Annotated in this window: 14 protein-coding genes; 8 read left to right on the forward strand and 6 right to left on the reverse strand. The window is 54.7% G+C overall.

Going from position 1 to position 14,082, the window contains the following annotated elements; genetic code table 11:
- Positions 1 to 582 (reverse strand): anthranilate synthase component II, encoded by a 582-nt coding sequence (locus tag G502_RS0101955; RefSeq protein ID WP_026988962.1) that lies wholly within the window; start codon positions 580 to 582, stop codon positions 1 to 3.
- 147 nt (positions 583 to 729) lie between these two features.
- Here G502_RS0101955 and cueR point away from each other — a divergent pair, with 147 nt between their 5' ends.
- Positions 730 to 1,146, forward strand: coding sequence for a Cu(I)-responsive transcriptional regulator (gene cueR / locus G502_RS0101960; RefSeq protein WP_022726977.1), 417 nt, complete (start codon positions 730 to 732; stop codon positions 1,144 to 1,146).
- Positions 1,147 to 1,241: 95 nt separating this feature from the next.
- The gene (locus G502_RS18220) at positions 1,242 to 2,288 is read left to right on the forward strand and encodes a divergent polysaccharide deacetylase family protein (RefSeq protein WP_081649641.1); all 1,047 of its coding nucleotides are present in this window, start codon (positions 1,242 to 1,244) and stop codon (positions 2,286 to 2,288) included.
- Here the strand turns inward: G502_RS18220 and G502_RS21840 are convergent.
- From G502_RS21840 to G502_RS0101990, 5 genes are read right to left on the reverse strand one after another with little or no spacing between them, the layout of a single operon-like run.
- Positions 2,232 to 2,990, reverse strand: coding sequence for a TVP38/TMEM64 family protein (locus tag G502_RS21840; protein WP_155957774.1), 759 nt, complete (start codon positions 2,988 to 2,990; stop codon positions 2,232 to 2,234). The two genes, G502_RS18220 and G502_RS21840, sit on opposite strands and share 57 nt — an antisense overlap.
- Positions 2,987 to 3,676, reverse strand: a complete 690-nt coding sequence (locus tag G502_RS0101975) for a gamma-glutamyl-gamma-aminobutyrate hydrolase family protein (protein ID WP_022726980.1) — start codon at positions 3,674 to 3,676, stop codon at positions 2,987 to 2,989. The genes G502_RS21840 and G502_RS0101975 overlap by 4 nt, the downstream gene beginning before the upstream one ends.
- A 6-nt stretch (positions 3,677 to 3,682) precedes the next feature.
- Positions 3,683 to 4,687, reverse strand: coding sequence for an amidoligase family protein (locus G502_RS0101980; RefSeq protein ID WP_022726981.1), 1,005 nt, complete (start codon positions 4,685 to 4,687; stop codon positions 3,683 to 3,685).
- A gap of 55 nt (positions 4,688 to 4,742) precedes the next feature.
- Complete coding sequence (gene trpE / locus G502_RS0101985) at positions 4,743 to 6,248, reverse strand: anthranilate synthase component I (protein WP_022726982.1); 1,506 nt, start codon at positions 6,246 to 6,248, stop codon at positions 4,743 to 4,745.
- Between the two features lie 21 nt (positions 6,249 to 6,269).
- A complete protein-coding gene (locus tag G502_RS0101990) occupies positions 6,270 to 8,147 on the reverse strand; it encodes a peptidyl-prolyl cis-trans isomerase (RefSeq protein ID WP_022726983.1) in 1,878 nt (625 codons plus the stop codon).
- A 122-nt stretch (positions 8,148 to 8,269) separates the two neighbouring features.
- On the opposite strand from G502_RS0101990, the gene tpiA reads away from it, so the two are divergent.
- The 6 genes from tpiA (at position 8,270) to G502_RS0102020 (ending at position 14,042) form a co-directional block, all read left to right on the forward strand.
- Positions 8,270 to 9,100, forward strand: coding sequence for a triose-phosphate isomerase (tpiA, locus tag G502_RS0101995; RefSeq protein ID WP_322098836.1), 831 nt, complete (start codon positions 8,270 to 8,272; stop codon positions 9,098 to 9,100).
- 81 nt (positions 9,101 to 9,181) lie between these two features.
- Positions 9,182 to 9,580, forward strand: a complete 399-nt coding sequence (gene secG, locus G502_RS22800; RefSeq protein ID WP_022726985.1) for a preprotein translocase subunit SecG — start codon at positions 9,182 to 9,184, stop codon at positions 9,578 to 9,580.
- A gap of 154 nt (positions 9,581 to 9,734) precedes the next feature.
- The gene (gene pyrG, locus G502_RS0102005) at positions 9,735 to 11,360 is read left to right on the forward strand and encodes a CTP synthase (RefSeq protein ID WP_022726986.1); all 1,626 of its coding nucleotides are present in this window, start codon (positions 9,735 to 9,737) and stop codon (positions 11,358 to 11,360) included.
- A 20-nt stretch (positions 11,361 to 11,380) separates the two neighbouring features.
- Positions 11,381 to 12,229, forward strand: coding sequence for a 3-deoxy-8-phosphooctulonate synthase (gene kdsA, locus G502_RS0102010; RefSeq protein ID WP_022726987.1), 849 nt, complete (start codon positions 11,381 to 11,383; stop codon positions 12,227 to 12,229).
- Between the two features lie 58 nt (positions 12,230 to 12,287).
- Complete coding sequence (gene eno / locus G502_RS0102015; RefSeq protein ID WP_022726988.1) at positions 12,288 to 13,562, forward strand: phosphopyruvate hydratase; 1,275 nt, start codon at positions 12,288 to 12,290, stop codon at positions 13,560 to 13,562.
- 141 nt (positions 13,563 to 13,703) lie between these two features.
- Positions 13,704 to 14,042 (forward strand): FtsB family cell division protein, encoded by a 339-nt coding sequence (locus tag G502_RS0102020; RefSeq protein ID WP_022726989.1) that lies wholly within the window; start codon positions 13,704 to 13,706, stop codon positions 14,040 to 14,042.
- The last annotated feature ends 40 nt before the right edge of the window (positions 14,043 to 14,082 follow it).

Here is a 14,082-nt window from a genome sequence, read left to right on the forward strand (position 1 = left end):
TCAAGCGTTGGTTCTGCGAGCCAGTTTCACGAAATTGGCAAGCAATTCATGTCCGTATTCCGAAGCGATGGATTCCGGATGGAACTGTACGCCATACAAGGGCTTGTCGCGGTGGTGCAAGCCCATCACCAGCCCGTCATCCGTCTCGGCGGTTATCTCAAGTTCATCCGGCATACTGTCCCTGTCCAGCAGGAGGGAATGATAGCGTGTAACGTTGAAGGGGGAGGGCAATGTCTCGAAAACATCGCTGTTCTTGTGGGATACACTGCTGAGTTTTCCATGCAAGGGCATGGGTGCGCGCACAACTCTTCCACCAAAGGCCTGGCCGATGGCCTGGTGTCCCAGACAAACACCCAGAATGGGAATGCGTCCGGAAGCCTTGGCGATCAAGTCCAGGCAGATTCCTGCTTCACTGGGCGTGCACGGGCCAGGTGACAACACGATTCCTTCCGGATCCATGGCCATGACTTCGTCCGGTGAGATCGCGTCATTCCGATAGACGACGGACTCGGCCCCTATTTCCCCGAGATAGTGGTACAGATTGTAAGTAAAGCTGTCGTAATTATCGATCAGGACGAACATGGCGTTTTGGAACCCATTGTGACGAATTCAAAGGCCGGCGCAGACAGGGGGCACCGTATTCAAACCAGGCTGCATTTGACCTTATTAGACGCGTGAACTCAATGTATTACCTTTGTACCACCATTCATCATGCAGGGAAGGCAAGTCATGAACATCGGACAAGCTGCCAGGAAATCCGGCGTACCTGCAAAAACGATCCGCTATTATGAGTCCGTGGGCCTGATTGATCCGGCAGAGCGCACATCAAGCGGCTATCGTGTGTATTCCGGCAGGGAAGTGCAAATTCTTCGATTCATACAACGCGCCAGAAGCCTTGGTTTTTCCGTTCGACAGGTTTCGGAACTTATGGCCCTCTGGCAGGACAGGCAGCGCAGCAGCGCCCAGGTCAAGGCTCTTGCCCGATTTCACTTGCAGGAGATTGAACTGAAAATCGAGGAATTGAGCGACATGCGTGACACACTGTTCGACTTGATGGAAAAATGCCATGGAGATGGAAGGCCGGATTGTCCAATTCTCAAAGAGCTTGCAAAAGATGGCGTAGGCGGAAAGAAGGCTGAAACCTGAGACGGCAAGCTGTCCCGGGCTTTACCCGGCGCCTTGGCGGGCGTTAAGCTCTACATAAGCTGCGTCAATAAAGTTCCTATCGGAGACCGATACTCATGACGGGTAAGCGTATCACCATTTTTGGCTTAGGAATCCTGCTTACCCTGGGAGTGGCGGTCGCATTTGGCCTTCCCGGAAACGAAGTACCGGATCGGGAAAGTCAGAATCTAGTCGAAGGTCGGACCGAGCAATTGAACCCGGTCGCATCGCCTGGTGAAGTGGCTGGTATATGGCCAATCCCCGAAGCCAAACAACCGGATAGACCTGAAGTGTTGCCGCCCCCCGATTTAGGTGGGACCAAGCCGGCAGCTGTGAGTGCTTCCCCATGGAAGACTTACAGCGTAGCTGCGGAAAAGCCGGATGGGACACCACGCATTGCAATCATCATTGACGATGTTGGGGTGAACAGGCCTGCGGCAAGAAAGGCAGCCAAGCTGGCTCCGCCTTTCACTCTTTCTTATCTGAGCTACGCAGATAACGTGGAGGAATTGATTGCCGAGGCCCAGGTAAATGGCCACGAGATCATGCTCCACTTGCCCATGGAACCGATGAATGGCGACATCGATCCCGGTCCACGGGCACTGAAATCTGATCAGGCTCTTGAAGAGCGACAGCAGGATCTGGAATGGGCATTAGAACGTTTTGGGCAATACGTGGGCGTAAACAACCATATGGGGAGCCGTCTGACAGCTGACCGGCAAGCCATGGAGCAAGTTCTGGGGGAAATCAAAAGGCGTGGCCTTCTGTTTGTCGATTCGAAAACATCTTCGGATACGGTTGCCCTGGAGGTTGCGCGCGAACTGTCCATTCCCTCTGTCGGCCGCGATGTTTTTCTCGATCACGAACAAACTCGATCGTTCGTAGAAGCTCAGCTGGCGCTGTTGGAGAATATAGCACTCGAGCATGGCAGTGCGGTCGGGATCGGGCATCCGCACGAAGTAACACTGGAGGTTCTTGCCGAATGGCATGAAGACCTCAAGCAACGCGGCTTCACGCTTGTTCCGGTCAGTTCGATAGTGACCGATACCTATGAACGAATTGCCGGTTTATCCATTGCGACGCCCCCGGAAGTGCCTGAAGAAAGCAGCACCAAGCGCCAGTAGTGACAGGCCTGTCAGAGCTGCCACGATCTTTGGCTCAAGAAGGGCCGAAGGTGTAATGCTTTGTCCGTCTTTCAAAGTCTGTCCAATTCCGTCGCCAAGAATAACCCAAACCAGTGTACAGGGCAGCCCACCTATCGCGGTTCCGATCACATAGGTCTTGAGCCTGACGTTCAACAATCCGGCAATAATGTTGACCAGCCAGACCGGCATTACAGGCAGCAACCTTAGAACAATCATGTATAACAGCGCGTTTTCTCGAAATGCGCCCTCCAGGGACTGCGCCCTTGTTCCGGCTATTCGCGAAAAACTATCACGGAAGGTATAGCGAGCCGCCCAATAGGGCAGAAGCCCGCCCAGAGTGGGGCCCAAGGAAGAATAGATACCGGCTTGCCAGATCGGAAAGACGGCGCCGCTGGTAACGGTGACGACAGCGACAGCTGGCACATTGAAGGCTGTCACCACAATCAGGAAAGCGAGGTACAAGAATCCGGATTTTATCGGGTGCGCGCGGGCGAAATTCTGCATACGCTCAAGATGCTCGACAAAGAAATCCAGCGTCAGTTTTTCCTGAAGGCCGGAAAGGAAATACGCTGCGAGCCCGCTGATCAAAAGCAATGCTGTTGCTGATTTCTTGAGCCAACCACGATTGCGATAAAACCAGAGAAGCAGCGATTGTCCTGCCGATTTGCGAATCTCACTCACAGCTTTTGACGTGCCTCTTGGTACTGGCGTGCGGCCCCAACGAAAGTTCGGAACAGATTCTGCTGGGCGCTGTCGAAGACCAACAGTTCAGGGTGCCACTGGACAGCAACAAGGAAACGCTCAGCCTTGTTCTCTACGGCCTGAATAATGCGGGCTTCGTCATGTGCAACGGTCGTCAGTCCGCGACCAAGCTGATCTATGGCCTGATGGTGCAAGGAATTAACGCGGCAACGATCCTGTTTCAGGATAGCAGCAAGCTTGCTTTCCTTGTGAATGTCGATCCACTTCTTGGGCAGAGTTGTGCTTTGCCTGCGAAGGCCTTCGTACTTCTGGTAGATGTCCTGGATTAGATTACCGCCCAGGAAAACGTTAAGGATCTGGGCGCCTCGGCAAATTCCGAACACCGGCAGACTGTGCTTGAGGGCATACTCAAGCAGCTTGATTTCCATACGATCGCGTTCCGGATCTATACGTGTTTCCAGGAACAGGTCATGGTCATAGAGACGGACATCAATATCGTCCCCGCCACCGATCAGTAAGCCGTCAATCTGATGTGGATCACAGCTCTTGCCTGGATACAGACGGATGGACGAGGCGCCCGCACGCCATAGAGCGAATCTGTTTAGGTTTGCCGTAAACAGGGCACGACGACGGGAACTGGTAACAGCTATAAGGGGTTTTTTCACGGCAGTTCACTGTTCCAGCCACTGCGCCGACATTCTGGCCCAGTTGCTGTGAAACAGTTTATTCTGGTTTTCCAGAAAGGCCCGGGCCATATCGGAAAGCTTGTCTCTTGCATGGGCCAGTTTTTCGACTTTCAGCCATCGATTCCACTCGCCAGTCACACTCCAGCCCGGTTTGTTGAATGATGCATTTGGAAGTCGGTAATGGAAGGTCGGTCTGGCTTTCACCAGTGAGCTTGTTATCTGCCTCATGACCCTCTGTTCGTCCAGGTAGCGGAAGAGCGGCAGCATATCGAGTTCACGATTGCGGGTCGGATTGTACTCTAGGTAATCGTCAATCAGTTGCTCTCGCGAAGGTTGATAATCTTTTTGGAGGATCAATTTAACGTAAGCAACAGGGAAGCGATCGACGAAGGGCAGGATACGCCGGGTGACATCGATGCTTATGGTTTCCCGCAACCAGTCCGACAGCAGGCAATAGGCCTGGAGATGCCTCAGAAGATAGTCTGCATCGCTGGCCGAAATTTCGGGGTTCAACTGAACGCCGAATGCGTAGGCCCAGGAGCCTTCCGTACCCTCTGCGCCTTCGTCGATGAGGTCACCGACCAATTCATCCATTTGCGGAATCTTTGTATAGGGAATTGGTGGTCCGACGATCTCTGTCGGCAGCCAACCTTCACTCAGATCCCCGATAAATGCCTCCGTACGCCGTAACATGTCGTCAAGTTTCTCTTCCTTGACCAGGCCGCCCAGAAGTCTTTTTGCCGTTCCTTCCTTATCTTCGGAATGATGGGCATAGCGGACATCGAGTTTGCATTCGAAATCGCCGATACTTGTGTCCTTGATTTCAAAATAATGTGGGTCCTGACTGATGATTTCCCCACCGAAACGCTTCTGGATCAATTCGGCCGAACGAAGTGCAGAAAGACTGCTGAACTCGAGTTCAACACCGACATTTCGAATCTGACCGGATTCGTTCTCTTCAAGAGGAGGGGATTGCAGCGTTTCGATCATATTCCAGTCATATAGATCAGTCCCCTTGACGCGCAACCGACTAGCAATGTGCTGCTCAGTTTTTCTGTGCAAAGCGCAAGGCTTCCTCGGCAGCACGTATCAAGGCGCGCGCCTTGTTTCTGCACTCCTGATACTCGGATTCAGGATCACTGTCGATCACGACGCCGGCGCCAGCTTGAACATACATGCGGTCATTCTTGACCAATGCCGTTCTGAGAGCAATGCAGGTGTCCATCGAGCCCTTGGCGCCGAAATATCCAATGGCACCTGCAAAGAAACCCCGACGGTCCGATTCCAGTTCTTCGATGACCTCCATGGCCCGAACTTTCGGAGCGCCGGAAACCGTCCCGGCCGGAAAACCGGCCATCAAGGCATCGATGGCATCATACTGCGGTGCAATCTGACCCTCGACGTTCGAGGATATGTGCATGACATGGCTGTAATATTCGATCTGGAATTTCTCGGTCACCTTGACTGAACCAATCTTCGAGACGCGTCCCACGTCATTGCGTCCCAGATCGAGCAACATCAGGTGCTCTGCCCGTTCCTTGGGGTCGCTCAACAAATCCTCTGCAAGGGCCCGGTCTTCAGCCGGCGTTGCGCCGCGTTTGCGTGTGCCGGCAAGGGGGCGGATTGTGACTGTTCCATCTCGCAGTCTGACCAGTATCTCCGGGGACGATCCAACAAGGGAAAAGTCACCGAAGTTCAGGTAAAACAGGAAAGGCGAGGGGTTCAGTCTCCGCAAGGCCCGATAGAGCGAAAAGGCCGGAAGGTCGAAGGGAACCGAGAATCGCTGTCCAAGCACAACTTGATAGATATCGCCAGCCGCGATGTATTCGCGCGCCTGCTCGACCATCTCCAGATAGCGCTCCTTGGGGATGTTGGCATCAACATCCAGCGTTACCGGTGGCAAGTCTGTTTGCTCTGTCTTGCGGTTTAGAGGCTTATCAAAATCCTCCATGATTGCTTGAAGCCGCTGAAGAGCTCCTTGATGGGCCTCTTCCGCACTGATTTCCTCCGCCGGCCAGACAGGGGTCAGGATCGTCACAACATCCTCAACCCGGTCGAAGACGGCAGTGACTGTAGGCCTGACAAAGAAGGATTCCGGCAGCCCTAGAGTATCAGGGTTCTCCTCTGGCAGCTTTTCCATGTAACGTACCATGTCGTAACCGACGTAGCCGATCAGACTGGTCGCCATGGGCGGCAGATGCTCGGGCAGATCGACTTCGCATTCGCGAACCAGGCGCTTCAGGTTGTCCAGCGGATTACCACTTTCCTGCTCAAAGGCATCGGGTTTCTCAAGTGCCTGGCGGTTTATTTCCGATGCTCCCTGATAGGCTTTCCATATCAGGTCCGGCTTCAAGGTGATGAAGGAATACCGGCCAATGGTCGAGCCGCCTTCCACGGATTCAAACAGGAAGGAATAGGGCAGGCTATCAGCAAGCTTCAGGAACGCCGATACAGGTGTTTCGAGATCCGTGACAAGAGTCGTCCAAACGAGTTGCGGTGTCCCGGTTTCCAGGTTCTTCCTGAATTCTTCAAACGCGGGATAGGTCTGCATGGAACGGGCTTCCTTCACGAATCAATAGGATGGGATGGCACGCTGTAGGCGGTCTTCGTTTATCGTGACCTCATACTCATTCTCCAGGCCACGGCGGAAAAGCGTCTCAAGGTCATTGCCCAGTCCCTGCTGCAATTCGGTCTCAAGCTCTACACCGTCCTCTTCATTCGCGTTTTCGGCTGCAGCCGGAACAATTTCTTTCAAACGGGCAACGATGGGACCTCGCGATCCCTGGCTGAGGGTAATCTCTCCCTCAGCAAGCGAGAAGAGCTGTGAAACAAGATCGCGTGAGGGGCCATCATCGGAGCGCAGCAGGGCTGTGGTTTCCTGTACTTCCAGATCGTTTTCTACTGCAAGGTCCTCAAGCGACTCACCTGCTGCGGCCTGTGATTCCAACTCTTCTGCAAGCGCATAGGCCTGGTCCTCGCGCTGCTCACGAATCCATAGGCCTTCAATCTCATTGGCAACTTCCTCGAAGGGGCGGGGAGCAGGGTCTTCAACAGCATCGACCTGCAGGACAAAATAACTGTCCCCCGAGGAGGTTTCGATCAACAGGCTTTCCTGGCCCTCGGAGAGGCTGAAAGCTTCCGAAAGAAAGTTTTCGCGATCAGGCAGGTTCTCGATAGTTTCGCCTTCCCGGTTGCGTCCTTCGGAATCAACGGCTTCGATAACCTGGACATCCAGGTTCATCTCCTGAGCGGCTTCTTCCAGGGGAGCCCCTCCTGCAAGCAGGTCATCCAAGTCGTTCGCCAGGGTGACTGTCGCTTCGACAGCCTCATATTCGATGACTTCCTCACGCAGTTGATCGCGAACCTCTTCGAACTCGGGCTCGTTGCCTTCGCGAATCTCGTTTACGCGAATGATGTGCCAGCCAAAAGAGCTCTCAAGCGGTGGTGTAACCTCTCCTTCCTCAAGATCGAAGACGTCATTGGCAAGGCTGTCAGGCAGGTCATCCGAGCGAACGAACCCCAATTCGATGGGGGAATCTCCACTGGTTTCCTCAATGACGGTCGAAAAGTCCCCTCCCGCCTCTAGTGCTTCATAGGCTTCCCGGGCTGCCTCCTGGTTATCGAAGAGACCCTGCTCGACGGAGCGCTCTTCCGGAACGCTGAACTCGTCCTTCCTGGCTTCAAACTCGTCGCGCAGCCTGGTTTCATCAACACCAATGGTGTCTCGCACAACATCAGGCGACAGGTGGATATAGGAAATCCGCCGATATTCCGGCGCCATGAATTCATCGCGTCGTTCTTCATAGAAACTGCGCAGCGTTTCTTCATCGGGCGCCTCAACGTCACTCATGCTTGCGCGAGGAATGACGATGTAATCCGCGATACGCCGCTCGTCTCGATACTGTTTGATCTGTTCCTTAAGTGCCTGGGGAACACTCAGTGGTGCAGCCAAGGCTGAGGATATCTGATTGACAGGAATGTCCTGACGCAATGACGCAACGAGTTGCGCCTCACTCATCTGGTTGCTGCGCAGGAGTTGCTGGAATTGCAGTCGGTCAAACTCGCCCTCACTGTTCTGGAATGACGGCGTGGATACGATCACTTCCTGTATCTGCTTGTCCGTGGTGACCAGACCGAGCTTGGCTGCATGCTGAATCAAGAGTTCATCTGCGATCAATTGTTCCAGCACCTGGCGGTCCAGTCCGATCTGCCTGGCCATATCAATCGTGAAGTCTTCCCCCAGGATCTGCCTTTGCCGATTGTAGGCCTGCATGAAGGCTTGGCGGTAGGCGTTGCTGGAAATTTCGCGCTCGCCGACAACGGCAACGTTGTCAGAGGCTTGCTGTCCGCGGAAGATGTCTCCCACGCCCCAGAGTGCAAAGCTCAGGATCAGAAGTCCAAGGAGCACGAAGAGAGATATCTTGGCAATGATGCCACGCAGTTTGCCCATGAATCAGGATTCCAGTTACGGCCAGGTATTGTGATCGGGTGCCGATCCTGTTGTCTCGGCAATGGCGCGGCATCTTAGAAAGGGTGCTGCTACGGAGCAATATCATATCCATGTTCTGGTGAATGGAAGAGCTGCGTGCTAGACAGGCAACACGACAACACATGGGAGTTGCAATGAGGCAGAAGCTGATTGCTGGTAACTGGAAAATGAATGGCCTGAGCGACGAAGGGTTACGTTTGGCCGAGGGTATTGTCGACCGCAGACTTCGCGCCATGGAATTCGGAAATGAAACAGGCCGATCCTGCGAGTTGTTGATATGCCCGCCCTTCACGCTCCTGTCGCAGATTCGTCCCATTCTGGGAGGAACCGGAATTGCGCTTGGCGCCCAGGACTGTCATTCGGAAACTTCCGGCGCGCATACAGGTGACATCAGTGCCGGGATGTTGAGTGATGTTGGCTGTGGATACGTGATTGTCGGGCATTCCGAACGTCGGCAGAACCATGGAGAAAGCGACGCCATTGTGCGTGCCAAGGCAAACGCGGCTCTGCAGGCCGGGCTCACTCCCATCGTCTGTATTGGTGAGACGGATTCCCAGCGGGAGCAGGGGCAGACCCAGGATGTCTTGCACTCCCAGATGAAAGGCAGCCTGCCCGATATGAAGGGGCGAGATGCAACATCACTGGTAATTGCCTATGAACCGGTCTGGGCGATTGGGACCGGAAAGTCTGCTGCTGTTCAGGACGTCATTGATGCACATGAAGGGATTCGCAGCCATTTGGCGGAACGTTACGGGTCTGGCCTTGCTCAAGGGGTCCGCGTGCTTTACGGAGGGTCCGTCAAGCCGGAAAATGCAGCTGATTTGCTGTCGCTGGACAATGTGGATGGTGCACTTGTTGGAGGCGCGAGCCTAAAAGTGGAAGATTTTTGGGCGATCGCCACATCTTGTCCCTAGAAACCACAGGCCTGACAGGTTACATAGCTGCCCGCGCACATAGCCAAACCCGCTTCACAATTTGATGGACCCTTTTCCGTCATGATGCAGATTCTGTTGATCGTACACCTCCTGATCGTATTGGCCCTGATTGGCGTCGTCTTGCTTCAGAAAAGCGAAGGCGGCGGACTGGGTATTGGAGGCGGTGGAGGCGGTGGCGCCAGCGGCGGCATGGGCGGCTTCATGACAGGCCGCGGGTCCGCCAACTTTCTTAGCCGCACGACCGCCGTGCTTGCGGTCTGTTTCATGGCGACCAGCATAACTCTGAGCATTCTGGCGGGTACACAAACCGAGCCAACGTCCATTCTCGACAATATCGGCGAGGACAGCGATACGCCAAGTTTGCAGAATGAGGGTGCCACTGGAGATGAAGGCGAAGCTACCGGACAAGCGGATGATGGTGGCGACGGTTCTTCTGACCCGAGTGTTCCGATCCAGTAGGTTCCAGTTCTGTGTCGGCCAGGGCGCCGTAGCTTGTCATTCGACGCGACCAGTGTGTTGCGTCATCCTCTAAAGTTCAACAACTCGTGCCCTCGGCAAGTGGTTATCAATATGCCCTTGCCGTAAAGGGCCATTGCGAAGATAGTAAAGGCCCATGACGCGGTTTATTTTCATCACCGGCGGCGTGGTTTCATCCCTCGGCAAAGGTCTCGCTTCAGCTTCGCTCGGTGCGTTGCTTCAGGCGCGTGGATACAAGGTCCGGCTGCGCAAGCTCGACCCCTATCTAAATGTGGATCCTGGGACCATGAGTCCCTATCAGCATGGTGAGGTCTATGTCACCGATGATGGTGCGGAAACGGACCTGGATCTTGGGCACTACGAGCGTTTCACGGGCGTGTCTTCCCGGCGAACGGACAACGTGACGACTGGCCAGATTTACTCTCGCATCCTGGCAAAGGAGAGGCGCGGAGATTACCTGGGAGCGACAGTTCAGGTCATTCCGCACGTAACGGATGAAATCAAGGAATTCATCCGCAGCGATATCGAGGGCGAAGACTTCATCATTTGTGAGATCGGTGGAACCGTTGGTGACATTGAAAGCCTCCCGTTCCTGGAAGCCATCAGACAATTGGGCAACGAGCTGGGGCCATCCAGCACGCTCTACATGCACCTGACGCTCGTGCCCTACATTGCTTCAGCCGGTGAATTGAAAACAAAACCCAGCCAGCACTCTGTCAAGGAACTGCAGGCAGTGGGAATCCAGCCTGATATTCTGGTTTGTCGTTCCGAACATGAGATTGATTGGGATGCCCGGCGCAAGCTGGCGCTTTTCTGCAACCTGCGCGAAGAAGCCGTCATCCAGGCGCTTGACGTTGATACCATCTATGCCGTGCCGCGTGCCTATCACGAGGAAGGCATGGACACCGTCGTTTGCCGCCACTTCGGGCTGGGTGATGAGGAGCCTGACCTGTCCATCTGGGACCAGATCACGGATACCGTACGTCACCCAGACGGAGAGATCTCGATTGGTGTCGTGGGCAAGTACACCAGCCTTATCGATGCCTACAAGTCACTGAATGAAGCATTGATCCATGGCGGTATCGCCAACCGTGTCCGTGTGAAGATCAAGTGGCTGGATGCAGAGATTTTCGAGGACAAGACTCGCATTCACGAACTGGAGGATGTGAACGGTATTCTGGTTCCTGGAGGCTTTGGAGAGCGTGGAACGCAAGGCAAGATCGAGGCGGTGCGCTTTGCGCGTGAGCACAAAGTGCCCTATTTTGGAATCTGTTTAGGCATGCAGATGGCGGTTATCGAGTCTGCACGCAACATGGCCGATATGCCCCAAGCCGGGTCCAGTGAATTTGGTTCTGCCGATCCTGCGATTGTCGGTTTGCTGACCGAATGGCTTCGTGGCAACGAAGTTGAAACGCGTACAGCTTCCGGAGATATGGGTGGAACCATGCGCCTTGGAGCCTATCCGGCCGTGCTACAGGACGGAAGCAAGGTTGAAAGCATCTATGGGGTTCAGCAGATCAGTGAGCGCCACAGGCATCGTTATGAAGTGAACGTCTACCACAGGCAGGCTCTCGAGCAGACCGGATTGGTCTTCTCCGGACTGTCACCGGACGGAAGCCTTCCTGAAATTGTCGAGCTACCGAGCCACCCCTGGTTTATTGGCGTTCAATTTCATCCTGAACTGAAATCGAAACCCTTTGCCCCACACCCGCTATTCACATCCTTCATCAAGGCGGCTGTTGAGCAATCGCGCCTCATGTAGCCGGAAAGGACCAAAGCGATATGTCTGCGCCAAATACCGTTTCCATAGGCGACCTGAACATTGCAAATGACCGCCCCCTGAGCGTCATTGCCGGCCCCTGTGCCATGGAAAGCCGTGCACATGCCCTGGAAATGAGCCAGGCGCTCAAGGAGATCACTAATTCTCTTGGTGTCGGATTGATCTACAAGTCGTCCTTCGACAAAGCGAACCGTACGAGCCTGAAATCCAACCGTGGTGTCGGTATGTCGGAGGGATTGCCTATCCTGGCAGAGGTTCGGGAAACGCTCGGCTGTCCCGTTCTGACGGATGTGCATGATGCCGCTCAGTGCGCGCCCGTCGGAGAGGCAGTTGATGTCCTTCAGATTCCAGCCTTTCTTTGCCGGCAGACGGACCTGCTCGTTGCTGCCGCAGAAACCGGTTGCGCCGTGAATGTCAAGAAAGGGCAGTTCCTTGCCCCGTGGGATATGCGCAATGTTGCAGAGAAACTGCGTGCCAGTGGCAATGATCGTGTACTCCTGACCGAGCGCGGTGTTTCCTTCGGCTACAATACACTTGTTTCGGATATGCGTGGCTTGCCGATCATGGCGTCGCAGACCGGTTGCCCGATTGTTTTTGATGCAACGCATTCTGTTCAGCAGCCAGGCGGTCAGGGCGGAACCTCGGGGGGGCAACGGGAGTTCGTTCCCGTTCTTGCCCGTGCCGCAGTAGCTGTCGGTGTTTCGGCGGTCTTCATGGAGGTGCATCAGGATCCGGACAATGCACCGAGCGACGGACCGAACATGGTTCACCTGAAGGACTTTCACGGACTGCTGGAAACACTTGTTGCCTTTGACCGGCTGGCCAAGGACAATCCGGTCGAACTGACCTGAAGCGATCTGCCAGCGCCTTGCTGTCGTGCAGTCGAAATAAGCTATCCAGAGGACAATAATGAGCGCCATTACCGATATTCATGCCCGCGAGATCCTGGATTCACGCGGCACTCCAACCGTCGAAGTGGATGTGATCCTGGAAACGGGGGCCTTTGGTCGCGCGGCCGTACCCTCTGGGGCCTCGACGGGCGCTCACGAGGCTGTGGAGCTTCGTGACTCGGACAGCGCACGCTATCTCGGGAAGGGCGTCCAGAATGCCGTGAATGCCGTCAATCACGAGATATTCGATGCCGTATCTGGCCTGGATGCCAGCAACCAGGGCGAGATCGATGCCACCATGATTGCGCTAGACGGGACCGAAAACAAAGCCCGCCTCGGGGCCAACGCAATTCTTGGCGTTTCCTTGGCGACAGCCAAGGCGGCCGCACAGGACAGCGGGCTTCCATTCTATCGCTATGTTGGCGGCGCTTATGCTTCGAACCTGCCGCTGCCCTTGATGAACATCGTCAATGGCGGCGCGCATGCCGACAACCCGATAGACTTTCAGGAATTCATGATCGCCCCGGTCGGCGCTGCTGGCATTCGTGAAGCCGTTCGTATAGGCGCAGAGGTCTTCCAGGCGCTCAAGGCGGCACTGAAGCGCGCAGGACACAATACGAATGTCGGGGATGAAGGAGGTTTTGCACCAGGCCTCCGGTCCAGTCGTGAAGCACTGGATTTCATCACTGCTTCGATCGAGCAGGCTGGGTACAAGCCCGGCGATGATGTTGTCCTGGCCCTGGATTGTGCCGCAACGGAGTTCTTCGAGAAGGGGGGCTATAACCTGAGTGGTGAGGGACGTCGCCTCGGGGCTTCGGAAATGGTAGATTACATGAAGGAACTGGTCGAAGCTTATCCAATCGCTTCCATAGAAGACGGCATGGCTGAAGATGATTGGGAGGGCTGGCGCCTATTGACCGAGCAACTCGGCGGCCAGGTTCAGCTGGTCGGCGACGATCTGTTTGTCACGAATACACGTCGACTACAGCAGGGAATACAGGACGGCGCTGGTAACGCGATCCTCGTGAAGGTCAACCAGATTGGAACCCTGACGGAAACGCTCGATTGCGTAGAGACCGCAATGCGTCATGGCTTTGGTGCTGTCATGTCGCATCGCTCGGGCGAAACCGAAGATACGACTATCGCTGACTTGGCCGTTGCCACCAATTGCGGGCAGATCAAGACGGGGTCGCTCTCTCGTTCGGACCGCTTGGCCAAATACAATCAGCTGATCCGGATTGAGGAAGAACTAGGACGCCAGGCCCGCTTTCCAGGGAAAAGCGTTTTCCGCTGATAAGCGCGAAGCATGGAATCTGCGCTGACAGCACACACTGCCGCAGGTTTCGAGTCTTTCTGGTCACAGGTCTAGGGAGGAAATTGCTGAGGAACGCATTTTCCTTTTGACGACCGAGTCGCCGCATGATTCCATCTTTCCATGGCAGTTCTAAACGAAATTCGTGACCGGATACGACAGGTGGCCCCTCAGGTGTTGGCCGCGTGTGTTGTCGCCTATTTCGTTTTTCATGCGATACAGGGCGATCGCGGTCTTCTTGCCTACCTGCAGCTCACCCAGCAGCTTGAGGAAACCGAAGTTGTCGCTCAGGATCTAGCCGATCGCCGGATGGCATGGGAGCATAAGGTTTCATTGCTAAAGCCAGGTAGCCTCGATCCTGACATGCTTGAAGAAAGAGCACGCAGCGTCCTGAACTACTTACGCGATGATGAAGTGGTCATATACCTGCCAGAAGAGCGTACACGTACAGACGCTGATTAACTGTTTTCCAGTTAAAAACAATAATATAACTACTTTTCAA

Origin of the sequence: Fodinicurvata sediminis DSM 21159 (assembly GCF_000420625.1) — a bacterium.
Taxonomy (GTDB): domain Bacteria; phylum Pseudomonadota; class Alphaproteobacteria; order Kiloniellales; family DSM-21159; genus Fodinicurvata; species Fodinicurvata sediminis.

Coding starts and splice junctions, on each gene's coding strand:
- G502_RS0101955 (WP_026988962.1), bottom strand. CDS start 582: ATGTTCGTCCTGATCGATAATTACGACAGCTTTACTTACAATCTGTAC.
- cueR (WP_022726977.1), top strand. CDS start 730: ATGAACATCGGACAAGCTGCCAGGAAATCCGGCGTACCTGCAAAAACG.
- G502_RS18220 (WP_081649641.1), top strand. CDS start 1,242: ATGACGGGTAAGCGTATCACCATTTTTGGCTTAGGAATCCTGCTTACC.
- G502_RS0101980 (WP_022726981.1), bottom strand. CDS start 4,687: ATGATCGAAACGCTGCAATCCCCTCCTCTTGAAGAGAACGAATCCGGT.
- trpE (WP_022726982.1), bottom strand. CDS start 6,248: ATGCAGACCTATCCCGCGTTTGAAGAATTCAGGAAGAACCTGGAAACC.
- G502_RS0101990 (WP_022726983.1), bottom strand. CDS start 8,147: ATGGGCAAACTGCGTGGCATCATTGCCAAGATATCTCTCTTCGTGCTC.
- tpiA (WP_322098836.1), top strand. CDS start 8,270: ATGGAAGAGCTGCGTGCTAGACAGGCAACACGACAACACATGGGAGTT.
- secG (WP_022726985.1), top strand. CDS start 9,182: ATGATGCAGATTCTGTTGATCGTACACCTCCTGATCGTATTGGCCCTG.
- pyrG (WP_022726986.1), top strand. CDS start 9,735: ATGACGCGGTTTATTTTCATCACCGGCGGCGTGGTTTCATCCCTCGGC.
- kdsA (WP_022726987.1), top strand. CDS start 11,381: ATGTCTGCGCCAAATACCGTTTCCATAGGCGACCTGAACATTGCAAAT.
- eno (WP_022726988.1), top strand. CDS start 12,288: ATGAGCGCCATTACCGATATTCATGCCCGCGAGATCCTGGATTCACGC.
- G502_RS0102020 (WP_022726989.1), top strand. CDS start 13,704: ATGGCAGTTCTAAACGAAATTCGTGACCGGATACGACAGGTGGCCCCT.